Here is a 22,342-nt window from a genome sequence, read left to right on the forward strand (position 1 = left end):
CCCGGGGTGGTTGGTAATTTCCACCGAGGGGTGGTCATAGTGGTAATTGGTGGTCAACACGATTTGCCGCCTTCTCGGTAGAACGGGCGCTGTTCGCTGCCCAGGTTGACCAGCTGGCCGGATTTCTCCAGGTCATTGATGCCGCGATACGCCGTGACGCTGGGAACGCCTATCTCCACAGCTGTGTTGCGTAGTTGTGCTCGCGTTGCTCCGGTTGCCCCGAAGTGGTCACGGAAGATGGTCAGAATTTTCTCCGCGCGATCATCGGTTACCAGGGGGTGGTCAAAGTCGCTGTGCGCCTTCAGCACCAGGCTGCCGGTGCCGGGAATGGGATCGGGCCGCAGCTGATGGCGATCGTCCTCTGGCCCGTCTTTTCGCTTTTCGCGGGCGAGGTCGATGACGCCGCCGTCGCGGGTGACGGCGTAGACGGTGTCGGCCCCGGCCTCGAACACGGACGAGCCGCGGAAGGTCTTGCCGTCTTTGCCGGTGTGGTGGACACCGAGGACGACGCCGCGACCGTCGAGGGTGTGCTCACGTAGCCGGGTGAGGGTGTCGACGACTTGGCCGCAGTCCTTCGCCGAGTTCTCGTCGGCGCCGACCATGCACCGGGCCAATGTGTCGATGATGACGAACCCGTAGCCGGTATCGGCGATCAGCGCCGTCAGGTCGCGGACGTCTGCGGGGTTGGTGAGATTCACAGCGGCGGGAAGGATGTCGAGGTCGCCGTCACCGATCTTGGTCTGCCAGCCTGTCTCCCACGCGTTCATGCGGGCCTTGAGCCCATAGGCGCCTTCAGCGGCAGCGTAGAGAACCCGGCGCTTCTCGGTGGCCCGCCCCTGCCACGGGTGGCCGGTGGCGACGCTGGCGGCCCAGTCGAGCGCGATGAACGACTTGAATGTCGCCCACCGGCCGTACAGCAGGGCGACGGTGCCTTGGTCGAGAACGTTGTCGATCAGCGGCTCGGGGTCGGGCAGCGTTCGCAACGCCGACCGGTTGAGCAGCTTGGCGGCGAACCGGTTGAGGGTGTCGCCGCACGGGTCGAACGTGGTGTTACCGCCACCGTATTCGTTGAGCAGGGTGATGTCGGCGGGGCCGTGCCGGTCGGCGCCATTCTGGGCGGATTCGAGGGTGCGGCGGATTCCGTTTGGGCCGCAGTTGTGGTCGGTGTCGAGTCCGCAGGCGACGGCGGCGTCGGCCATAGCCTCGGTGACGATCTCGCGGTCTACTCCGAAGCGGTCGGCGATTCGGTAGCCGCGCAGCGCGTTCGCGTTGAGCGTGTGATTGCGGCCGCTGTCTGGCGCCATGCAGGCTAGTTCGGCGGCCAGACTCGCCGCCGCGGCGCGCACATACCGTTCGGCGTCCCTACCGGCCTCCCGGTCCCCCGGTGGTCGCGCGCGTGGCGCTGGGTTGGTTTGATACCGCTCGGCGGCGAGGCCTTGGGCGATGATCCACGCTTTCACGTGCGGCAGTTTCGGCTTGGTGTCTCCGTCCGGTGGTAGCCTTGTGGGGCAATGGTTTTCGCCTGATGAGGCGCTCGGGACGGCATGCCCGGGCGTTTCGTCTTGTTGGGGCAAGGTTTTCCGCACTTCCTTGGACCGGGCCTGCGGTTAGGTTTGATTTAAGTGTCGGCTTTTAGACGGCGGCGGCGGCTTCTCCAAGCCGCTCGACGTATTCGCGCAGTGAATCGGCGGTGATGAACCCTCGCGTCCCGATGTTGACCTTGGTGATCTCGCCGCTGCGGATTAGGCGGTAGAGGGTGCTGCGTCCGATGCCGCCCAGCTGATAGATGGCGGCGTCGATCGGGATCAGCATCTGCGTCGGGCTGTCGGTTGGCATAGGTGCCTCCTTGGGTGTTCTCGTGCGCGGGGTGTGGGCTGGCACGCTTGACACAACGGTGGCACAGGAAATGGACACGGTCGGCTGAGTCAGGACGAAAGTGTTTGCAACAGAACGGTAGACAGGTCTACAGCAGGTTTAGTGGAGTGCTCTCCGCTACGTGCGTCGATGGCGCGAAATGTTTAGCAAACGGCGAAACGTGCGCGTGGCCGACGTCACAGGCCGAGTGCGCTGCTCAACCCCGCGACCGCTGCACGCGCGGTGTCATCGGTGCTGTGTGAGTAGATGTCGCCAGTGATGGCGATTGACGAGTGGCCGAGCAGGTCAGCGACGGCCTTGATGTGCACGCCGGACTCGAGCCAGGCGGTAGCGGCGCTGTGCCGAAGGGTATGCACAACCGCACCTTTCACACCTGCCTTCTCGGACGCGATCTCGATGGTGCGGAGGATGTTCCGCGGCTCTACCGGTCGCCCCATCTCCGTGCAGAACACGAGGTTGTTGTCCTCCCACAGATTCGCGGCCCGCATCCGCTCCTCCAGCTGCGTTTTGCGATGAGCCTTGAGCATCGCCACGACACCCGCTGACAGTGGAATGGTGCGGCGGGAGCGCTCAGTTTTTGGTGCGCTGACGATAATTCGCTTGCCGACTCGGCCCACCGTGGCCGCAACCTTGAGCACCCCTGCATCGAGGTCGATGCGATCCCAGGTGAGCCCGAGGGCTTCACCGCGCCGCAGCCCGGTCGCCGCGATCAGACGCAAGACGGGTGCGTAGCGCAGGCCGTCCGCGGCTTGAAGTAGCGCGGCAACGTCGGCCGCCGGTATGTGGTGTGCCTCCCGGCGCTCGACCCCGGGGCGCTTCACCTGGGCGGCCGGATTGCGCGCCAGCAGCCCATCGCGCACGGCGCCGTCGAGCGCCTGCCGTAGAACCGCGTAGACGGATCGAATGGTGCTGTCGCTGTATCGGCGCACCGGCGCCGGTTCGGCGCCATCCGTCGCGGTCTTGCCGGGCTTCGTGGCGGCCCGCAACGACAGGATCAGACCTTCGATGTCGGACGGCTTGAGCTTGTCCAGCCGGATGGCACCGAACGGGGCGGGCTCCAGGTGCTTGCGGCTCAGATCTGAGTACATTGCGCGGGTCGACACCGCCCGGTCGGACACGGCCAGCGTGGTGGCCCGCCAGTGCTGGAGCCAGTCCTCGACCGTTCGGGTGGAGTCGGTGGGCGGCTGCCCGGCGTCGATCCGTTCACGTAGCTTCTTGAGTTTCTCGCGCACGTCGGCCTGGGTCCGACCGTAGACGACCTTCCGCTTGGTCTGGCCAGTGTCGGGGTCGGTGTAGGTGACGGCACCTTCCCAGCGCAGGAGCTTGCCGTCACGCATCCGTTTGTAGGTCGAGCCCTCGCCGTTCGCCTTCTTCCCCATGCGGCAGAAGGTAGCTCTGTTTTTGGACAGTTGCTGTACCCGTTGCTGTACGTACCCCCAGCGGGTACGAAAAAGGGCGGTCCCGACCTTCTCGGAAACCGCCCTTTACCTGCAAATTCTTCTGTCGGGCTGACAGGATTTGAACCTGCGACCACTTGACCCCCAGTCAAGTGCGCTACCAAACTGCGCCACAGCCCGTTGCCGTCCGACCACCGCCGGCAGCAGGTCGAAAGCCTACCGCAGGCCCGGCCGCGGACCCGAATCGGTTACAGCACTCACACCGTGAGTAGCCGATACAAGCCGATCAGGCCCACCACCACGATGACTGCCCGGAGCACGTTCGGCGACAGCCGCCGGCCGTAGTGCGCCCCCAGCCAGCCGCCGACCAGCGAGCCGACAGCGATCAGGCCGGCCGCTTCCCAGCTCACCCGGTCGAACGCCACCACGGTGTAGCCCACCGCCGCGACGACGTTCACCAGCAGGGACAGCAGATTCTTGGCCGCGTTCATCCGCTGCATGTCTTCGGGCAGGAGCGCGCCCATCACCCCGATCAGCAGAATGCCCTGCGCCGCGGTGAAGTACCCGCCGTAGATGCCCACCGCGAACGTCCCGGCCACCAGCGCCACCATTCGCTTCGACGACACATGTTCAGCCGACCGCCCGGCAGCCTCCGCGCGCTGGCGCGCATACGCCTGGATCCGCGGCCCGATCACCACCAATACGAGGGCCGCGATCAGCAGCACCGGCACGATCTGGGTGAACACCTTTTCCGGCAGGTGCAGCAGCAGGAACGCCCCGATCGCCGCGCCGAACACCGATGCCGGGATCTGCCAGCGCAGCCGGTCCCATTGCCCCCCGAGCTCCTTGCGATACCCCCACGTCCCCGAAACCCCGCCGGCGACCAGACCGATCGCATTCGACATCGTTGCCGTCACGGGCGGAAAGCCGAGCGTCACCAGCGTCGGGAACGTGATCAACGTGCCCGACCCGACCAGGGAATTGATGGCGCCGGCCCCCATCCCGGCCAGGATGATGACGATCATGTGGGCAACGGACATCAAGAAACCCTATCTGGACAACCCACAAGCGCCGATGGCGGCCGCGCCGTCGCCAAACCCGCTCGACCGCAACGTGATACAGCACACAGCACCACGACGGCTGCGCGGCACCTAGCCTCAGTTCCTATGAGCGAGATTCCGAGTACCGACGAGGCGCTGGCCAACCTTTCCATGCCCCTGCTCGACGCGATGATGACCCAGCGGGCCATCCGGCGGGTCAAGCCCGATCCGGTCGACGACGCGATCGTCGTCAAGTGCATCGAGCTGGCGCTTCGCGCTCCCACCGGATCCAACGGTCAGAACTGGGAGTTCATCGTGGTCAAAGACCAAAGGGTGAAAGACCAACTCGGCAAGCGCTACCGCCAGCCCTGGTCCATCTACGGGGCACTCGGCAGACGCCAAGCCGCCAACGACGCATCGATGCTCAAAATCCTCAAAGCCGTCGAGTGGCAGGTCGAGCACTTCAGCGAGATCCCGGTTTTGGTGATTCCCTGCCTGCGCGGTGGCACCCGCGTGCCGTACGTCCCGACCCCGTTCGTCGGGGAGACGTCGTACTTCGGATCGATCTACCCCAGCGTGCAGAACCTGCTGCTCGCCGCGAGGGCGATGGGCCTCGGCGCATCGCTGATCACCATGCCGCTGTGGAACGTCACCTCGGCACGCAAAATCCTCGGTCTGCCCCTGTCGGTGACGCCGATCTGTGTGGTGCCGCTCGGCTGGCCGCGCGGACGCTACGGCCCGACCACCCGCAAACCCGTCCAGGAGGTCGTGCACCTCGACCAGTACGGAAACCGAGGGCTCACGCCTTAGCGGTGGCCGCCGCTTCCGGGTGCGCCACCGGCAGGGCCGCCGCCATGGTTTCCGCCGTTCCAGCCCGGCTCGGCGACCTCAGCCTCGGTCAACACGTCACTGGTGTCCGGGATGACCGACGGCGCGCAGTTCATCGAGAAGCTGTCCTCAGTGTCAGTCTCCGAGCAGGCCAACACCCGCGGCGTAGCGCCGTCAGAGGCTCCCGAGAACGCAGCGACAGCAGGCGCGGCGGCGATCATCAAACCGGCGATCCCGTAGACCAATCGCCGGGTGGGCGCCAAAGAGGTAGCAAACTTCATGCCCGGCAATCTATGCCCAGCGGCGGTCAAATACCGTCAAACCCGCCGAATCAACGCGGCTTGAGCTTGCGCTTCTCGCGCACCCGGACGTTGATCCGGATCGGCGTGCCCTCGAAACCGAAGGTCTCGCGCAGCCGCCGCTCCAGGAACCGTCGATAGCCGGCCTCCAGAAAACCGCTGGTGAACAGCACGAACGTTGGTGGACGGGCGGTGGCCTGGGTGGCGAACAAGATGCGTGGCTGCTTACCGCCGCGCACCGGCGGCGGGGTGGCCGCCACGACTTCCTTGATCCAGGTGTTGAGCTGCCCGGTCGAGATCCGGGCATCCCAGGACGCCAGCGACGTCTCCATCGCCGGCACCAACTTCTGCACGGCGCGACCGCTCTTGGCGGAAATGTTCACCCGTGGCGCCCATTGGAGTTGCGCCAGCTCTCGGTCGATTTCCTTGTCCAGCAGGTAGCGCCGGTCCTCGTCGACGAGATCCCATTTGTTGAACGCGAGCACCAGTGCCCGGCCCGCCTCCATCACCATCGACAGCACTCGCTGGTCCTGTTCGGTCAACGGTTGCGACGCGTCGATCAATACGACCACCACCTCGGCGGCGTCGATCGCGCTGTGGGTGCGCACCGAGGCGTAGAACTCGTGACCGCTGGCCTGCCCGACCCGTCGGCGCAATCCGGCGGTGTCGACGAAACGCCATGTCTTGCCGCCCAATTCGATCAAAGAGTCCACTGGGTCCACCGTGGTGCCTGCGACGTCATGCACCACAGAACGCTCAGCACCCGCCAGCCGGTTCAGCAGCGAACTCTTGCCGACATTCGGTTTGCCCACCAGTGCCACCCGTCGCGGACCCCCGGTGGCCCGAGCCACCTCGGACTGCGTCGGCAGGTCCGCAACAACTTCGTCGAGCAAGTCGGCCACCCCGCGGCCGTGCATCGCACTGATCGGGTGCGGCTCCCCCAGCCCCAGTGACCACAGCGCGGCCGCGTCGGCCTCGCCCTTCTCGTTGTCAACCTTGTTGGCCGCCAGGAACACCGGCTTGCCCGAACGGCGCAAGATGCGCGCCGCCGCCTCGTCGCCGGTGGTTGCGCCGACCGTCGCGTCGACAACGAGAATCACCGCGTCGGCCGTCTGCATCGCCACCGAGGCCTGCTCGGCCACGAGCTGCTGCAAGCCCTTCGCGTCGGGCTCCCACCCACCGGTGTCCTGCACGACGAACCGCCGCCCGGTCCAGGACGCGTCATAGGAAACCCGGTCGCGGGTCACCCCCGGCAGGTCCTGCACGACGGCCTCGCGCCGGCCCAGTATCCGGTTGACCAGTGTGGACTTGCCGACGTTCGGCCGGCCGACCACGGCCACCACGGGTGGCGGCGCGAGTGCTTCGTCGTCGTCGTCGAATCCGTCATCGGAAAGCTCCCAATCGCTTTCGTCAGACCACGTGCCGTCCTCGCTCATCGCATTGCACCACTTCGCTTTTCGACCAGTTCGAGAAGGTGGGTGACCACCTCGTCCTGGGTCATGTCACTGGTGTCGACGATGATCGCGTCCTCGGCCGGACGCAGCGGCGACACCGCGCGGGTCGAATCCAGGTGATCGCGACGGACCACATCCGCGAGCACCGTCTCGTAGTCATCGGGCAGCCCGACGGCGACGTTCTGATCGTTACGCCGGCGCGCCCTGGTCTCGGCCGAGGCGGTCAGAAAGATCTTCACGTCGGCATCCGGAAGCACGACGGTGCCGATATCGCGACCTTCGACGACGACCCTGTCTGCACCCGAGGCCAATTCACGCTGCATCGCGACCATCCGGGTGCGCACCTGCGGAACCGCCGACACCGCCGACACCGCACGGGTCACCGCGTCGCCGCGGATTTCTGCCGAAACGTCTTCATCGCCAAGGTAAGCGCGGTCGACCTCCGGATCCGAACCCACCGACAGTGGTACGTCGGAGGCCGCCGCGATCGCGTCAGCGTGAGCCAGGTCGATCTTGGCGCGCAGCACCGCCAGCGTGGCGAGCCGGTACATGGCCCCGGTGTCCAAGTAGCGCGCACCGAGTGCACGCGCCAATCCTCGTGACACCGAGGATTTCCCGGTCCCAGCAGGCCCGTCGACGGCCACCACACATCGGGTCACAGACCTACCGCCTTGTACAGATCGCCGACTTCCTTGCGGGTCAACACGCGGATGCTGCCCGGGCGCTGCTCCCCCAACGTCACCTCACCGATGCTGACTCGCACCAGGGCCTCCACCGGATAGCCCACCGCCGCCAGCAGTCGGCGCACGATTCGCTTTCGACCCTCGTGCAGCGTCACCCGCACCAACGTCTTGCCCGGCACCGCGTCGACGACCGCGAAGTCGTCGACCGCGACCGGTCCGTCGTCAAGCTCGATGCCGGCGCGTAACGTCTTGCCCAAACCCCTTGGCACCGAACCGGTTACCGTGGCCAGGTAGGTCTTGGGCACCTCGAACGAGGGATGCATCAACCGGTGCGCCAGTTCGCCGTCGTTGGTCAACAGCAGCAGGCCCTCGGTGTCGGCGTCCAGACGCCCGACGTGAAAGAGATTCTTGTTACCGCGCACCCGATGCTCCACGAGATCACCGACGCACGGCCGGCCCCGGTCGTCCGACATCGTCGAATGCATGCCAATGGGTTTGTTGATCGCCAGGTACATCATCGAGTCGTCCAGGACGATCCGCGCCCCATCAACCCGGATGTCGGCATTGACCGGATCGACCCGGGTGCCCAGCTCGGTGACAATGCGTCCGTCGACCTCCACCCGGCCGTCGGTGATCATCCGCTCGGCCACCCGCCGCGAGGCAACCCCCGCCTGCGACAGGACCTTCTGCAGCCGCACTCCCTCTGGCTCAGGCATCAGTGTCCACATCAAAGGAGGCGGGTACCTCGCCAGAAGAGCCGGCACCGGACAACTTGGCGAAACGTGGTTCGCTGTCCAGGTTTTCACTCAGATCGTCGATCACGTCGACGTCGGGAAGCAGTGGCGCGATATCGGGGAGGTCGGTGAGCGACGAGAGGCCGAGGCGCTCGAGGAACAACTCGGTGGTGGCGAACGTCGTCGCACCGGTGTCCTCGTCGGTGCCCGCCTCGGTGATCAGCCCACGGGCGACCAACGTACGGATCACCGCATCGACGTTGACGCCGCGGACCGCACTGACCCGCGCGCGGGTGACCGGTTGGCGGTAGGCCACCACCGCCAGCGTCTCCAACGCCGCCCGGGTCAGTTTCGAGCGCGACCCATCGAGCAGTAGCCGCTCGACATAGGGCGCGAACCGGGCGCGGGTGTACATCCGCCAGCCCCCGCCCGCCTCACGCAGGTCGATACCGCTGTCGCGCGCCGCCAACTCCGCGGCCATGCTCTCCAGCTTGGCGGTGACGCGAGAGACCGGCTGCTCGGTCACCGAGGCGAGGGTCTCGGTGTTGACCGGGGTGTCCACCACCAGCAGCAGGGCCTCGAGCACCCCGGTCAGTTCGTCGTCGTCCATCTCGGCGTGGGCGACGTCAATACCCAGATCGGAGCCCAAGTCGGACCCAGGGTCCACCTCGGCTACGTCGGCTGCGTCCTCGGTCATGATTGGTTCTACTCTTCTTCCCACTCGGATCGGACCAGCTCTTCGTTGACAACCCGGTCTCCGGTCCATGAAACCTGGAGCACACCAAGTGGTTCTGGCTGTTCGAATGCTACCGTCCTGGCCCGATACAGTTCGAGCAGCGCCAGGAACCGACCGACGATCTGGATCGGCGCCTCGCAGTCGGCCACCAGCTCTTTGAACGACGCCCACTGCCCCACCCCGCGCGCCGACAAGAACTCCAGCAGCCGCTCGGCCTGCTCGGGCACTGATACCCCAGGCGCGTGCAGATGGTCCGTGCCGACGGTGGGAACCGGTCGCGGGGTGAACGCGGCGGCCGCGATATCGGCGAAGCTGGCGACGTCGACACCCAGCATGACCTCGGGAAGCAGGTCGGCGAAGCGCTCCTCGACGGCCACCGCCCTGGGGTAGCTTCGCAGCGCCGCGGCCTCCAGCTCCGCGAACATCTCGGCGACATGCTTGAACGCGCGGTACTGCAGCAGCCGCGCGAACAACAGGTCGCGTACCTCCAGCAGCGCCAAATCTTCCTCGTCATGCACGTCACCGGCGGGCAGCAGACGGGCAGCCTTGAGGTCGAGCAGTGTGGCAGCAATCACCAGGAATGTCGTGGTCTCGTCGAGCTCGAGCTCACGGCCGATCTCACGGGTGTAGGCGATGAACTCGTCGGTGACCTGATGCAGCGCGACCTCGGTCACATCGAGGCGGTGGGCGAAGATCAGCTGCAACAGCAGATCGAACGGACCCTCGAAGTTGGTCAGCCGGACGCGGAAACCCTTTTCGGGCGCCGGTGATTCGGTCACTTGCCGAAGCGGTCGATGACCTCACGGGCCAGCGATCGATATGCCTGTGCGCCAACCGATTTCGGCGCCCACGTGGTGATGGGCTCGCCGGCGACACTGGTCTCGGGGAAGCGCACGGTGCGGCTGATGACGGTGTCGAACACCAGGTCGCCGAAGCGCTCCAGGACCCGGGCCATCACCTCGCGGGCATTGACCGTGCGGTTGTCGAAACGGGTGATCAGAATGCCGCTGATCGTCAGCCGCGGGTTGAGCCGCTCGCGCACCTTGTCGACGGTGTCGGTGAGCAGCGCCAGCCCGCGCAGCGAGAAGTACTCGCACTCGGTGGGGATGACCACCCCATCAGAGCAGGCCAGCGCATTGACGGTGAGCAGACCCAGCGACGGCTGGCAGTCGATCAGCACGTAGTCGTAGCGGTCGAGCACCGGATGCAGCGCGCGGGCCAGCGTCTGCTCGCGACCCACCTCGTTGACCAGCTGGATCTCGGCAGCAGACAGGTCGATATTGCTGGGCACCAGGTCCAGGTTCTTGACCCGGGTGTTGATCAGCACCTCGTCGATGCTCACCCGCGGCTCGATCATCAGGTTGTGCACGGTGTGAGCAAGCTCGTAGTGCGGCACGCCCAACCCCGCCGACAGCGCGCCCTGCGGATCCAGATCCACCAGCAGCACCCGGCGGCCGTACTCGGCCAGCGCCGCGCCCAGGTTGATCGTGGAGGTGGTCTTGCCCACCCCGCCCTTCTGATTACACATCGAGATGACCGTGGCCGGCCCATGCGAGGTCAGCGGTTGCGGTTCGGGGATGGGTCGGGGCGGGCGGCCGGTGAGACCGATAGCGGCATCGTCTGGTGCCTCGTCGGTCACGCCGTGCCCCCCGTCATCAGGCTTTTCGGCGGCGTGGCGAACATCCGCGAAAGTCTAACGGTGTGGCGGCTCCACACGAGGCAGACCCGCGACATCATGCGCGCGGATGTGCGCCGGCCCATACCTCCCGCAGGGCATGCACCGTGACCAAGGTGTAGATCTGCGTCGTGGTCACCGAGGCGTGGCCGAGTAGCTCCTGGACCACGCGGACGTCGGCGCCACCGTCGAGGAGATGCGTGGCGAAAGAGTGCCGCAGTGTGTGCGGTGACACCGCCACGGAGATGCCGGCACGCTCGGCGGCGTCCTGCAGCACCTGCCACGCGCTCTGCCGCGAGAGCTGGCCGCCGCGGGCGTTGAGGAAGATCTTCGGCGTACCGCGGCCACGGCGCGCCAGGTCGGGCCGGCCCCGCACCAGGTAAGCATCGAGGGCGGCGATGGCCGGGCGGCCGACGGGCACCAGCCGCTGCTTGCCGCCCTTGCCGCGCAACAGCACCGACCGGGCCTCGGTGTCGACATCGTCGACATCGAGGCCGACGGCCTCTGAGATCCGCGCGCCGGTGGAGTACAGCAGCTCGAGCAGTGCGCGGTTGCGCAGTGTCAGTGGGCCGTCCGACGGGCTGTCCCCGCCGGCGCCCTCGAGCAGTGCGAGCACCTCGTCGAGAGTGAGGCTCTTGGGGAGCCGCCGGCTCGGTGTGGGTGGCTTCACTGCCCGGGCGACGTCCACGCCGATGATCCCCTCGGCGGCGGCAAACCGGTGAAAGCCGCGCACCGCGATCAGCGCCCGCGCGGCCGAGACCGCCGACAGCGGCACGACGCCGGTGTCGGGATCGCCGCGGCGCAGCGCGACCAGAAACTCGCTGACGTCGGTCTCGGTTGCGTTGGTCAGGTCGTCGATACCGCGAAGATCCAGGTGCTCGACGTAGCGGCGCAGATCACGCCGATATGAGCTGATGGTGTTGGCCGCCACCCCGCGCTCGATGGTCAGGTGGTCGAGATAGCCCTGCAGCTGCCCGTCCAACGCAGGGCGGAGGGCAGGAGCGGAGCGACCCGGGATATCGGCGGAGAAGGTGGTCATGATCCGGCCTTGCGCGCGGCGAATGCTCTCGAGCGATCGGGCCACGGCGCGTCGACGGGACGGGTCGGCTTACCCTCCACGATCACCGCGTGGGCGGCCAGAATTCCAGCTGCCGCAGTGGAATTCACAAACTCACCGGTCAGTACCTTTTGCGCGGCGTCCTCGATGCCGAACCAGTGCACCTCCATGTCGGCTTCCTCGTCGTGTCCGTCCGGGCGGCCACCGTCCGTCAGACCCTGGGCGAGGTAGACACGCAACGCCTCGTCGGCGAAACCCGGGGAGGACACCAGATCCACCAGCACGCTCCAGCGCTCGGCCGTGAAACCGGTTTCTTCGTACAACTCACGCGCAGCAGCCGCCACCGGGTCTTCGCCGGGTTCGTCGAGCAGCCCCGCCGGCAGCTCCCACAACCGGCGGCCGACCGGATGGCGGTACTGGTGCACCATCGCCACACGGTAGGCATCGTCAACCGCGGCGACGGCCACTGCACCATAGTGTTCGACGACCTCGCGCTTGGCGACGTGGCCGCCGGGCATGCGGACCTGGTCGACCCTCAGGGCGAGAATGCTTCCGCGATAAACGGTTTCGGAGGATACGGTTTCGAAGTCGTGGTCAGCCACGAGAAGAGTGCTCTGGAACCTGCTCGGCAAGCGGCTGGGCCGCCTGGTCCGGGTGTTCCTTGCCGTTGGAGTGCTGCTCGGGAATCTCCAGGGACAACCGCTCGCCCGCCTTGTAGTCGATGGCCGCACCGACGAACGAGACGAACAGCGGATGCGGACGGGTGGGCCGGCTCTTGAGTTCCGGGTGGGCCTGGGTGCCGACCAGGAACGGATGCACGTCGCGGGGATACTCCACGAACTCCACCAGGTGACCGTCGGGTGAGGTGCCGGAGAACCTCAACCCGCTCTGCGCAATCCGATCGCGGTACTCATTGTTGACCTCGTAGCGGTGCCGGTGCCGTTCGGAGACGTGCGTCGAGTCGTACGCCTCGGCGACGATCGAACCGACTTCCAGCGTCGCCGGGTACGCGCCCAGCCGCATGGTGCCGCCCAGGTCGGCCTCACCGGCGACGGCGTCGCGCTGGTCGGCCATCGTGGAGATCACCGGATCCGGTGTGTCCGGCTCGAATTCGGCCGAGTTGGCTCCGGTCAAGCCCACCGATCGGGCCGCCTCGATCACGATGCACTGCAACCCCAGGCACAATCCCAGCACCGGTAATCCACGATGGCGAGCATGGCGGATCGCGCCGATCTTGCCCTCGATTCCGCGGATGCCGAACCCGCCGGGAATGAGCACCCCGTGCACATCACCCAGCGCGATGGCCGCGCCGCTGTCGGTCTCGCAGTCGTCGGAGGCCACCCAGCGCATCTCGACCTTCGCGCGGTGCGCGAAGCCGCCGGCGCGCAGGGCCTCGGCCACCGAGAGGTAGGCGTCGGAGAGGTCGACGTACTTGCCCACCAACGCGATTCGCACGGTCTCCTTGGGCTCGTGCACCCGGCGCAGAAGGTCGTTCCACTGCGTCCAGTCGACATCGCGGAACGGCAGGTTCAGCCGGCGCACCACGTAGGCGTCGAGTTCCTCGCGGTGCAGCACCTTCGGAATGTCGTAGATCGACGGAGCGTCCGGCGTCGAGATCACCCCGTCGATGTCGACGTCGCACATCAGCGCGATCTTGTTCTTCAGCGGCTCCGGCACGTCGCGGTCACAGCGCAGGATCAGTGCGTCGGGGCTGATGCCGATGCTGCGCAGTGCGGCCACCGAGTGCTGGGTGGGCTTGGTCTTCAACTCGCCGGACGGCGCCAGGTACGGCACCAGGGACACGTGCAGGAAGAAGCAGTTCTCCCGGCCGACTTCGTGGCGGACCTGGCGCGCGGCCTCCAGGAACGGCAGCGACTCGATGTCACCGACCGTGCCGCCGATCTCGGTGATCACCACATCCGGGCGGTTGCCGGTCGCGTCGGGCTCTGCCATCGCGAGGATCCGGCCCTTGATCTCGTCGGTGATGTGCGGAATGACCTGCACCGTGTCGCCGAGGTACTCACCGCGGCGCTCCTTGGCGATCACCGACGAATAAACCTGCCCGGTGGTCACATTGGCCGAGCCGGACAGGTTGCGGTCCAGGAAGCGTTCGTAGTGGCCGACGTCGAGATCGGTCTCGGCGCCGTCCTCGGTGACGAACACCTCACCGTGCTGGAACGGGTTCATCGTTCCCGGGTCGACGTTCAGGTAGGGGTCGAGCTTCTGCATCGTCACCTGCAGGCCGCGCGCGGTGAGCAACTGACCGAGGCTGCTCGCGGTCAGGCCCTTGCCGAGGGACGATGCGACTCCACCGCTGACGAAGAGGTGCTTGGTGGCGGTCTGTGGGTGCTTGCGCAATGGTGGCAAGAGCAACCTCCGTGACGTCGGGCAGGGGATCGCTGTGAACTGCCTGGGGCCTGCCTACCCACGGAATCTCACCCTAACACCGACACCGACAAGGTGGCGCTAACACGCGGGTGGCCTGCGTTACCTCCAGGTTGCCGCGGCCTACTGGGGGACGGTGACCGACGCCGCGCCGGGCCCGGTCCCGAACTTGCCCGACGGCGCCCCGTTGATCAGGTTCTGCAGCGCCAGCACGGTGGTGATCCGACCCGACTCCGAGCTGATGTCGTCAACGGTGGTGACGTCGGCGGCCATGCCCGCATCCGCCCGGGTCACCGCCAGCGCGGAGGTTCCGGTAGCCGAACCGTCGCGCCCGGCGAGCACCGTTCCCGACCCGTGCGGCGCCATGCCCGCGGCGAAGCGTGCCACCGTCGAGCCCTGATTGCCGGCGTCGTCGCCCAACGCTCCCCCGGTGACGACGACGGCGGCGTTGGCCGCGCCGAGGTGATCGCCCTGGTAGGTCAGGAAGCCGGTATCGCGCAGCGCGGCCAGCACGGTGTCGCGCTGGGCGTCATCGGCGGGCCGGATCGCCGGATTGCGGTTGATCAGTAGCGCAATGCCCAGCAGGTCACCGGCCTGCGAGCCCTGGTCGACCAGCGTGGTGCTCAGCTGCGCACCCGCGGGCACGATCGAGGAGTTGACCACCGAACGCAGCTTCTCCGCCGAGTTGGCGTCGACGAACTCCTTCGTCAGCGCAACCGTGCCGGTGACGATGCCGCCGGCCTGACCGACGATTCGGCTCATTGCCGCCACATCGTCGTTGTCGGCGTCTGGCGTTCGGAACAGCACCACCGACTTGCCTGCCAGCGCGTCCTTGACGATTCGGCTCGACATCTGCTTGTCGAAATCATCTGCAGCACCGAGCTTTTCATTCAACGCATTGCGCTGGTCGGTGAGCGAGGTGATCTGCTTGTTCAGGTCCTGCTTCTCGTCGCGCAGCCCGGACAACAGCGTGTCGGAAAGCACGCCGGAGCCCAGGAAGACGCCGACGGCCAGCGCCAGAAACACCGCAGCCAGCGAAATGGCGTGGTGGCGTAGCGAAATCACAGCGAAACGCCTTTCTGCTCTAGGCCTAGGTCACCCAGCTCTGTACCCACAGCGAGAAGCGGTTCCAGTAGGTCACGATCCAGTCGATGACGAAGGTGTCGGCCCGCGACACCCACAGCGCGGCGATGATCGCGAACAGCACCGCGAGGATCAGCATGGCGATCGCACCGCCGGAGATGTGGTTGCGATACAGCGTGGCAACGGCTTTGGCGTCGACCAGCTTCTCGCCCACCTTCAGCCGGGTGAGGAACGTCGAGGGGTTGCTCTGCTGCCGCGACCGGTCGAAGAACTCTTCGATACTGGCCGAATGCCCTGCGGTGACGATCAGCGAGGCACCGTGGTGGTCGACCAGCAGCAGCGCCAGGTCGGCAGCCGAGCCCGCGGCCGGGAACGTCATGGCCCCGATGCCGAGGTCCTGAATTCGTTCCAGACCGTTGGCATGTCCGTCGGCGTCGGCGGGAAGTACCACCTGTGCACCGCTCTTGAGCACGTCGGCGCTCATCTGGTCCGGGTTGCCGACGATCAGCTGTGGCCGGTAGCCGTTCTTCTGCAGCAGGTCGGCGCCGCCCTCCACGCCGATCAGCACCGGCTGATACTCCTTGATGAACGGCTTGAGCGCTTTGAGGTCGTCCTCGGCGCCGGGACCGTCGGCCACCACGAGGACGTGGCGGCGGTAGACATCGACGTCGATATCGGGGATGCCGATCCCGTCGATCAGCAGCGGACTCTCACTGCGGATGAACTCGATGGTGTTGCCGGCGAAGGCCTCCAGGTGTGCGACCAGTCCGGTCTTGGCGTCCTGCATGAGGTCGGCGATCTCTTCGTCACTGCGCTCCACGCCGAGCGCCAGCCTGCGATCACCGGCGTACACCCCACCGTTGTGCAGGCGGATCTTCGCGCCATCCTTGATCTTCTTGAAGACCTCGGGACCCGCGCTGTCAATCAGCGTGATGTTGTTGGCCACCAACACTTCCGGGCCGAGGTTCGGGTACCGACCCGAAATCGACGGGGAGGCGTTGACGACGCCGGCGATGTTGGCGTCGACCAGAGCATCAGCGGTCATCCGGTCCAGGTCGAGGATGTCGAGCACGACGATGTCGCCCGGACCGACGCGGCGCAGGAGGCGGTCGATGTCGCGATCGACACGGGCCGTGCCCGCGACTCCTGGTCGTGCACCGGTATTACGGGAGAGAAGCGCTGACATCTTCATGCTGGGATTCTGTCGGCGACCGGACGGATATCCACGGAGGCGCGCCGTAACACCAGCCACACAAGTCACATTTTGTCACAGCAGTAACACAGTTCTGTTACGCGAATTCGACCGTTCGGGCTCAGCTGAGACGTTCGTCCTGCGCGGCCTCGAGTAGCTCCCGGGCATGCGCGCGCCCGGTATCGGACTCCCCCAACCCGGCGAGCATCCGCGCCAGTTCGCCGACCCGCTGTTCGGTGTCCAGGCGACGGACCTCGCTGGTCCCGTTGCCCGCGCTGTCGACGACGAGGTGACTGTCGGCGTAGGCGGCGACCTGCGGCAGGTGCGTGACGACGATGACCTGATGGCTGCGGGCCAGCCGCGCCAGCCGGCGTCCGATCTGCACCGCGGCGCGGCCACCGACCCCGGCGTCCACCTCGTCGAACACCATTGTGGTGCCCTCCGCCGAGGCTGCCAGCACCACTTCCAAGGCGAGCATCACGCGGGACAACTCACCACCGGACGCGCTCTTGTTCAGCGGCAGCACATCGGTGCCGCGGTGCGCGGTGAAGCCGAATTCGACGAGGTCGATGCCTTCGCCTCCAGCATGCACGGTCTCCCCGGAGGGCAACCGCAGCGGTGCGGTGTCGTCATCGCGTGCCGGCATCGGCGACACGGTGACGCTGAAGTCGGCGTGCGTCATCGCTAGCCCGGTCAACTCAGCGGTGATCGCCTTGGCCAGTCCCTTCGCCGCCTTGGTGCGGGCCTTGGATAGTTCGAGGGCAGACGTCGCGACCTGTCCGGCGAGCTCGTCGACGCGGCGGGCCAGCCCGGCCAGCGCGTCCTCGGAGACGTCGAGCTGTGCCAGACGATCCCGGGACTCCTTGGCCCAGGCCAGCACACCGTTGACGTCCGCGGCGTACTTGCGGGTCAGGCTGCGCAGCTCGGCCTGGCGGGCGAGCTTGGTCTCCAGTGCGCTGGCGTCGTCGGGCAAATCGCCGAGGAAGTCACCGAGTTCACGCGCCACATCGCCGACAACGGTCAGCGCGTCGGCGAGCTGGCGGGACAACGCGCCCAGAGCGGGATCGTCGGTGGACTGCAACAGCGCCACCGCACGGCCCAAAGTGTCTGTCGCCGAATGAGGTTCGCCGTCGGCGAGGTCATCAGCCGACAGGTTGAGGCGGGCACCGGCAACCGCCTCGCGCAACGCGTCCAGTTCGGAGAGCCGGCGGATGTCGGCCACCAGCGATTCGTCTTCACCCGGCACCGGGTCGACGCCGTCGATCTCGGTCAGCGCGAATTTCAACCGGTCGGCCTCCTGGGCCAGCTCGCGGGCACGCTTGGTCCGGTCGACCAGATCGCGCCGGGCCACCTGCCACTGGTCGCGCAGCTTTCGGTACCGCTCGAGCTTCGCGTCGACCCCGGCGAAGCGGTCCAGCGCGGCGCGCTGCTCCTCGGGTCGCATCAGCCGCAGCTGGTCGTTCTGGCCGTGCAGTGTCAGCAACTCCGAGGTGAACGTCGACAGCGACTTGGCCGGCACGCTGCGCCCGCCGAGGTACGCCCGCGACGGACCGTCGCGGCTGACTGTCCGCAGGGCGATGATGCTGCCGTCATCGTCACGGTCGGCACCGGAGGAGTCGAGAATCGCGTCGATCTGCTTACCGGTGGCGGCGTCGAGTTCTGCTGTGGCGAAGCGACCTTCGACGACGGCCCGTTCGGCACCCGACCGCACCCGGGCGGCGTCGGCGCGCGCACCGCCAAGCAGGTGCAGCCCGGTCACCACCATGGTCTTGCCCGTGCCGGTCTCGCCGGTCAGCACGGTCAGGCCGCGGTCGAACTCCGCGGTGGCGGCGCTGATCGCGCCCAACGACTCGATTCGAATTTCGGCCAGCATCGCCGGATCACTGCCCCCGCCAGCCGGTTACCGGCAGGCGGAACTTGCGCACCAGCCGATCGGTGAACGGCGCACTGTCCAGCCGTACCCACTGCAGTGGTGTCGTGCATTTGGTCACCTCGAGTCGGCCGCCTGCCGGGACCCGCATTTCGCGGCGGCCGTCGCAGAACACCAAGGCTTCGTGGCTGTCGTCCTCGATCTCGATAGCGATCAGCGCGGTCGGGCTGGTGACCATCGGGCGCGCGAACAATGCATGCGCGTTGTTGGGCACCACGATCAGTGCCTCCAGATCCGGCCAGACCACCGGACCGCCGGCTGAGAACGCGTAGGCGGTCGACCCGGTCGGGCTCGACACCAGTACGCCGTCGCAGCCGAAGGCGGACACCGGTCTGCCGTCGATCTCCAGGACGACGCCGATCACGCCGAGGCGCGCACCCTTCTCCAGGCTGGCCTCGTTGAGTGCCCAGCCGCGAGCGATCACCTCCCCCTTGGTGCGCACGGCGATGTCGAGCGTCATCCGTTGCTCGACGCGATACTCGCGGGCGATGACATGTTCGAGGACGGTGTCGATGGCTTCGGCCTCGGCCTCGGCCAGAAAACCAATACGCCCGAGGTTGATTCCGAGGACGGGGATCTCGGCGTTGCGGGCCAGTTCCGCTGCCCGTAGGAAGGTGCCGTCACCGCCGAGGACGAGCACCAGCTCGCATCCGACGGCCGCATTGGCGTCGGCGTCGACCACCTCGGTGGTCGAGCCCACCGCCCGCATGTCGCTGGGGTCGAAGTGGGTGGCCCGGTCGACGGCTTCGGCAGAGAGCAACCGTAACGTTATCCCGTTGTCGCCCAATACCTTTTCGACCCGGCGAGCCGTCTCGGTAGCCTCGTCGCGGCCATTGTTCACAACGAGCAGGATCGCCCGCTCAGCAGTCATTGCGGTCCTTCCGCGACGGCGCGGCGTACCGCGGCGTCCAGCTCGTCTCCTTGCAGCCCATGACCGGTCTCGGCACGCAGCCACAGAAAGTATTCGACATTGCCCGATGGCCCGGGCAGCGGGCTCGCGGTGGCCCCGACCGTCTGCCAGCCGAGCTCGCAGGCGCGGGCGGCGACGCCGAGCACCGCGGCGGTCCGCAATGCCGGGTCGGACACCACCCCGCCGGCGCCGACCTGCTCGCGCCCAACCTCGAACTGTGGCTTCACCATGGGAACGATATCGGCGTGGGGCGACGCGCAGACAGTCAGTGCGGGCAGCACAGTGGCCAGCGAGATGAACGACAGGTCGGACACCACGAGGTCGACGGGGCCGCCGATCGCCTCGGGCGTCAGATCACGTACGTTCGTGCGTTCGATGACCGTCACTCGCGAGTCCGAGCGCAGCGACCAGGCCAGCTGGCCGTAGCCGACGTCGACGGCCACGACCTCGGCCGCCCCGCGATCCAGCAGCACCTCGGTGAAGCCGCCGGTCGAGGCGCCTGCGTCCAGGCAGCGCCGCCCGGCCGGGTCGATGCCGAAGGCGTCCAGAGCGCCGATCAGCTTGTGAGCGCCGCGGGACACCCACGAGCGTTCCTCGGTGGCCTCGACGGTCAGGTTGGCGGTGATGGCGACGGCGGTGGCGGGCTTGACCGCCCGCATCCCGTCGATGCTGACCCGGCCCGCACCGATGAGTTCGGCAGCCTGCTGTCGTGAACGCGCCAATCCGCGACGGACCAGCTCAGCGTCAACCCGGGCACGCCGCGTCATGCGCGAACTCAGCCCTTCTCCACCGATTCCAGCGCATTGACCAGGATCTGGTGCGCTTCCTCGAGCTGCCGTCCGACGGCGTCGATGTCGACACCGGTGACGTCGGCGCTGTCCGGGTCGACGCTGGGCAGCTGGGCCAGCACGGCGTCGATATCGGCGCGGATCTGTTCGGGATCGGTGTTCATGTCACCGTTCACGCTAGCGGATCCTGCGCCGTCAGCAGGGACCAGCGCTGCAGCGCGGCGCGTGCGGTGTCGTCGCCGGCCCGCACGGCAAGCTGACGTCCGTTCTCGGCCGCATCCCACACCGCCCGGGCGGTCGCCCGCACCACCGACAGGCCGTCCTCGCTGTGGTCGGTATTCACCGCGGTCACGGTCACCGCACCGTCGGCGACTTCGATGCGCCAGGCGGGCTGCTCGGTGACTTCGAGGTTTTCCGCGCCGGTATGCAGATCCCGCAGGTCTGCGCCGATGTAGGTGGGCCGTTGCTCGGGCACCGCGTGCACCGCCTCGGCCGCGGTGCTGACGCCGCACAACACCATCAGGCTGGGCAGGTCCGCGGCGTTGGCGCCGGCGATATCGGTGTCGAGGCGGTCACCGACTACCAGTGGACTGTCAAAAGAGCCACGCGCCAACGCGTCTCGCATGAGCGCGGGAGCCGGTTTACCCGCCACCTGGTAGTCGGCATCAGTGGCGGTGCGCAGTGCGGCGACCATCGACCCATTCCCGGGCAGCAGGCCCCGCTCGGTGGGCAGAGTGCGGTCCACGTTGGCGGCCACCCACAGTGCACCGGCGCGGATGGCAAGTGCGGCCTCGGCCAAGTCGGGCCAGGCGGTCGTCGTCGAGTGCCCCTGCACGACGGCGACGGGCTCGTCATCGAACCGTCGTACCGGCCGCAGCCCGACGGCCTCGACCTCACCGGCCAGCGCGTCGGTTCCCACGATCAATACCTTCGACCCTGGTTCCAGCTGCTGAGCGAGCAGGCGTGCCGCGCTCTGGGCGCTGGTCACCACATCCGCGGCGTCCGCGGTGAAACCGAGCTCGCGCAGATGGGCGGCCACGTCCTCGGCGGCACGGGAGGCGTTGTTGGTGACGAACAGCTTGCGGGGCTGCGCGGCGTCGAGGGCGTCGATGGCACCTACGGTCGGCTCATGACCCCGAAACACGGTGCCGTCCAAATCCAGCAGCAAGCAATCATGCTGCTGCGCAAGCGTTGCCACGTCAGGCCAGCTCGCTGACCCGGTCTTCGGCGTCGGTGACGCCGTCGATGTCCGCGGCGGCGGCATGGATGAACCACTGCAGCGCATCATCGCCACGATCGAGCGCGAGCAGCGTCTCGGCGTAGGCGTAGAACAGACGGGCGGCCGTCGATCCAGTGCGTGACGGATCGGGCTGCGGAGTCGACAGCACCACCAGCGCCTGCTCGAGCTGACCGAGGTCGGCACGGGCACCGGCGGCGACAATCCGCAGTTCGTCGGCATCGTCGCCGGTGAGCTGAGCCGCCTCTGGACTGCGGGCCAGTTCAATGGCGCGTTCGGGCCGCCCCACCCCGCGTTCGCAGTCGGCGATCAGCGGAAGCAGCTGCGACTTGCTGCCCATGCGGCGGGCGGCACGGAATTCCGAGAGAGCCTGAGCCCAGTCCCCACATTGATAGGCGGCGATTCCAACGGCCTCACGCACGGCCGCGATGCGCCCGGAGCGGGCACGGGCGGCCTGGGCATGCTCGAGAGCGGCCTGCGGATCGTCCTCGAGCAGTTCGCCCGCCGCGACCAGATGGCGGGCCACCGTGTCGGCAGTCGCGCGATCCAAAGTCGAGAGTTCACCACGGATTTCGGGCGAGAGTTGTTTGGCCTCGATGGTCGACGGGATGGCCGGACCGGCTGCGCGTGACGCTGCGTCGTCACCGTTGGAAGACGGTTGGGGCTGAGTCGGACGGGCCCGGCCCGGACCGGACCGGCGTGGCGCACCGCCGCCCCGGCGATCGCGGTTCCCGGCGCCGCCGGCTCCCGCGGGGCGACGCGGCGGACGTGCGCCGGAATTGCCTTGCCTGTCATCGACCACCTGTGAAGGATACGGGCAGCGGCGAGGCAGCCACAATTCGCGACAAATAAATGGCGGTAATGGAATACGTACTGAGAAATGGAAACGCCCCCCGATTTCTCGGGGGGCGTTTCACTAAATTGTGTTCGGCGGTGTCCTACTTTTCCACCCGTTGGGGTAGTATCATCGGCGCTGGTAGGCTTAGCTTCCGGGTTCGGGATGGGACCGGGCGTTTCCCTGCCGCTATGGCCGCCGTAA

General features: G+C 67.2%; 23 protein-coding genes, 1 tRNA gene and 1 rRNA gene. 1 reads left to right on the top strand and 24 read right to left on the bottom strand.

Translation table 11 applies throughout. The features are described from left to right. Positions 1–53: 53 nt before the first annotated feature. The 5 genes from AB431_RS17665 to AB431_RS17685 all read right to left on the bottom strand — a co-directional run bounded on the left by AB431_RS17665 (position 54) and on the right by AB431_RS17685 (position 4,312). The gene (locus AB431_RS17665; RefSeq protein ID WP_144418291.1) at positions 54–1,460 is read right to left on the bottom strand and encodes an AAA family ATPase; all 1,407 of its coding nucleotides are present in this window, start codon (positions 1,458–1,460) and stop codon (positions 54–56) included. A 172-nt stretch (positions 1,461–1,632) separates the two neighbouring features. Beyond that, positions 1,633–1,836: a helix-turn-helix domain-containing protein gene (locus AB431_RS17670; protein WP_047331031.1), complete on the bottom strand. Its 204-nt coding sequence runs from the start codon at positions 1,834–1,836 to the stop codon at positions 1,633–1,635. A gap of 215 nt (positions 1,837–2,051) precedes the next feature. Then, positions 2,052–3,254 carry a site-specific integrase gene (locus AB431_RS17675; protein WP_047331032.1) on the bottom strand — a complete coding sequence of 401 codons (1,203 nt, stop codon included), beginning with the start codon at positions 3,252–3,254 and terminating at the stop codon, positions 2,052–2,054. 124 nt (positions 3,255–3,378) lie between these two features. After that, positions 3,379–3,452 (bottom strand) — tRNA-Pro (locus tag AB431_RS17680). 77 nt (positions 3,453–3,529) lie between these two features. Next, the gene (locus AB431_RS17685; RefSeq protein ID WP_047331033.1) at positions 3,530–4,312 is read right to left on the bottom strand and encodes a sulfite exporter TauE/SafE family protein; all 783 of its coding nucleotides are present in this window, start codon (positions 4,310–4,312) and stop codon (positions 3,530–3,532) included. Positions 4,313–4,438: 126 nt separating this feature from the next. On the opposite strand from AB431_RS17685, the gene AB431_RS17690 reads away from it, so the two are divergent. After that, positions 4,439–5,122 carry a nitroreductase family protein gene (locus AB431_RS17690; RefSeq protein WP_047331034.1) on the top strand — a complete coding sequence of 228 codons (684 nt, stop codon included), beginning with the start codon at positions 4,439–4,441 and terminating at the stop codon, positions 5,120–5,122. Here the strand turns inward: AB431_RS17690 and AB431_RS17695 are convergent. The 19 genes from AB431_RS17695 to rrf all read right to left on the bottom strand — a co-directional run bounded on the left by AB431_RS17695 (position 5,119) and on the right by rrf (position 22,341). Continuing rightward, positions 5,119–5,421 (bottom strand): hypothetical protein, encoded by a 303-nt coding sequence (locus AB431_RS17695; protein WP_047331035.1) that lies wholly within the window; start codon positions 5,419–5,421, stop codon positions 5,119–5,121. The genes AB431_RS17690 and AB431_RS17695 overlap by 4 nt on opposite strands. A 50-nt stretch (positions 5,422–5,471) precedes the next feature. Next, a complete protein-coding gene (der, locus tag AB431_RS17700) occupies positions 5,472–6,875 on the bottom strand; it encodes a ribosome biogenesis GTPase Der (RefSeq protein ID WP_047331036.1) in 1,404 nt (467 codons plus the stop codon). Next, complete coding sequence (cmk, locus tag AB431_RS17705) at positions 6,872–7,552, bottom strand: (d)CMP kinase (protein ID WP_047331037.1); 681 nt, start codon at positions 7,550–7,552, stop codon at positions 6,872–6,874. The genes der and cmk overlap by 4 nt, the downstream gene beginning before the upstream one ends. Then, positions 7,549–8,292: a pseudouridine synthase gene (locus AB431_RS17710; protein WP_047331038.1), complete on the bottom strand. Its 744-nt coding sequence runs from the start codon at positions 8,290–8,292 to the stop codon at positions 7,549–7,551. The genes cmk and AB431_RS17710 overlap by 4 nt, the downstream gene beginning before the upstream one ends. Further along, positions 8,285–8,920: an SMC-Scp complex subunit ScpB gene (gene scpB, locus AB431_RS17715; RefSeq protein WP_235435943.1), complete on the bottom strand. Its 636-nt coding sequence runs from the start codon at positions 8,918–8,920 to the stop codon at positions 8,285–8,287. The genes AB431_RS17710 and scpB overlap by 8 nt, the downstream gene beginning before the upstream one ends. Positions 8,921–9,015: 95 nt before the next feature. Then, positions 9,016–9,825: a segregation/condensation protein A gene (locus AB431_RS17720; RefSeq protein WP_047331040.1), complete on the bottom strand. Its 810-nt coding sequence runs from the start codon at positions 9,823–9,825 to the stop codon at positions 9,016–9,018. Continuing rightward, positions 9,822–10,685 carry a ParA family protein gene (locus AB431_RS17725; RefSeq protein ID WP_047331041.1) on the bottom strand — a complete coding sequence of 288 codons (864 nt, stop codon included), beginning with the start codon at positions 10,683–10,685 and terminating at the stop codon, positions 9,822–9,824. The genes AB431_RS17720 and AB431_RS17725 overlap by 4 nt, the downstream gene beginning before the upstream one ends. 94 nt (positions 10,686–10,779) lie before the next feature. Next, complete coding sequence (gene xerD / locus AB431_RS17730) at positions 10,780–11,760, bottom strand: site-specific tyrosine recombinase XerD (protein ID WP_047331042.1); 981 nt, start codon at positions 11,758–11,760, stop codon at positions 10,780–10,782. Then, on the bottom strand, positions 11,757–12,380 hold the full coding sequence (locus AB431_RS17735; RefSeq protein ID WP_047331043.1) for an NUDIX domain-containing protein: 624 nt from the start codon (positions 12,378–12,380) through the stop codon (positions 11,757–11,759). The genes xerD and AB431_RS17735 overlap by 4 nt, the downstream gene beginning before the upstream one ends. Next, complete coding sequence (locus tag AB431_RS17740; protein WP_162489416.1) at positions 12,373–14,136, bottom strand: CTP synthase; 1,764 nt, start codon at positions 14,134–14,136, stop codon at positions 12,373–12,375. Before AB431_RS17740 ends, AB431_RS17735 begins: the two co-directional genes overlap by 8 nt. Before the next feature lie 150 nt (positions 14,137–14,286). Further along, a complete protein-coding gene (locus AB431_RS17745; RefSeq protein WP_047331044.1) occupies positions 14,287–15,228 on the bottom strand; it encodes a copper transporter in 942 nt (313 codons plus the stop codon). 25 nt (positions 15,229–15,253) lie between these two features. Continuing rightward, complete coding sequence (gene steA / locus AB431_RS17750; protein WP_047331045.1) at positions 15,254–16,438, bottom strand: putative cytokinetic ring protein SteA; 1,185 nt, start codon at positions 16,436–16,438, stop codon at positions 15,254–15,256. Between the two features lie 121 nt (positions 16,439–16,559). Next, positions 16,560–18,311, bottom strand: coding sequence for a DNA repair protein RecN (gene recN / locus AB431_RS17755; protein ID WP_047331046.1), 1,752 nt, complete (start codon positions 18,309–18,311; stop codon positions 16,560–16,562). 7 nt (positions 18,312–18,318) lie between these two features. Next, positions 18,319–19,239, bottom strand: coding sequence for an NAD kinase (locus AB431_RS17760; protein WP_047331047.1), 921 nt, complete (start codon positions 19,237–19,239; stop codon positions 18,319–18,321). Further along, a complete protein-coding gene (locus tag AB431_RS17765; RefSeq protein ID WP_047331048.1) occupies positions 19,236–20,045 on the bottom strand; it encodes a TlyA family RNA methyltransferase in 810 nt (269 codons plus the stop codon). Before AB431_RS17765 ends, AB431_RS17760 begins: the two co-directional genes overlap by 4 nt. A gap of 8 nt (positions 20,046–20,053) precedes the next feature. Beyond that, positions 20,054–20,242, bottom strand: coding sequence for a hypothetical protein (locus AB431_RS17770; protein ID WP_047331049.1), 189 nt, complete (start codon positions 20,240–20,242; stop codon positions 20,054–20,056). Continuing rightward, complete coding sequence (locus AB431_RS17775) at positions 20,239–21,264, bottom strand: HAD-IIA family hydrolase (protein ID WP_047331050.1); 1,026 nt, start codon at positions 21,262–21,264, stop codon at positions 20,239–20,241. Before AB431_RS17775 ends, AB431_RS17770 begins: the two co-directional genes overlap by 4 nt. Position 21,265: 1 nt before the next feature. Then, positions 21,266–22,105 carry a tetratricopeptide repeat protein gene (locus tag AB431_RS17780; protein WP_082135718.1) on the bottom strand — a complete coding sequence of 280 codons (840 nt, stop codon included), beginning with the start codon at positions 22,103–22,105 and terminating at the stop codon, positions 21,266–21,268. 123 nt (positions 22,106–22,228) lie between these two features. Beyond that, positions 22,229–22,341 (bottom strand): 5S ribosomal RNA (rrf, locus tag AB431_RS17785). Position 22,342 lies beyond the last annotated feature (1 nt).

The sequence above is a fragment of the Mycobacterium sp. EPa45 genome, assembly GCF_001021385.1.
GTDB lineage: Bacteria > Actinomycetota > Actinomycetes > Mycobacteriales > Mycobacteriaceae > Mycobacterium.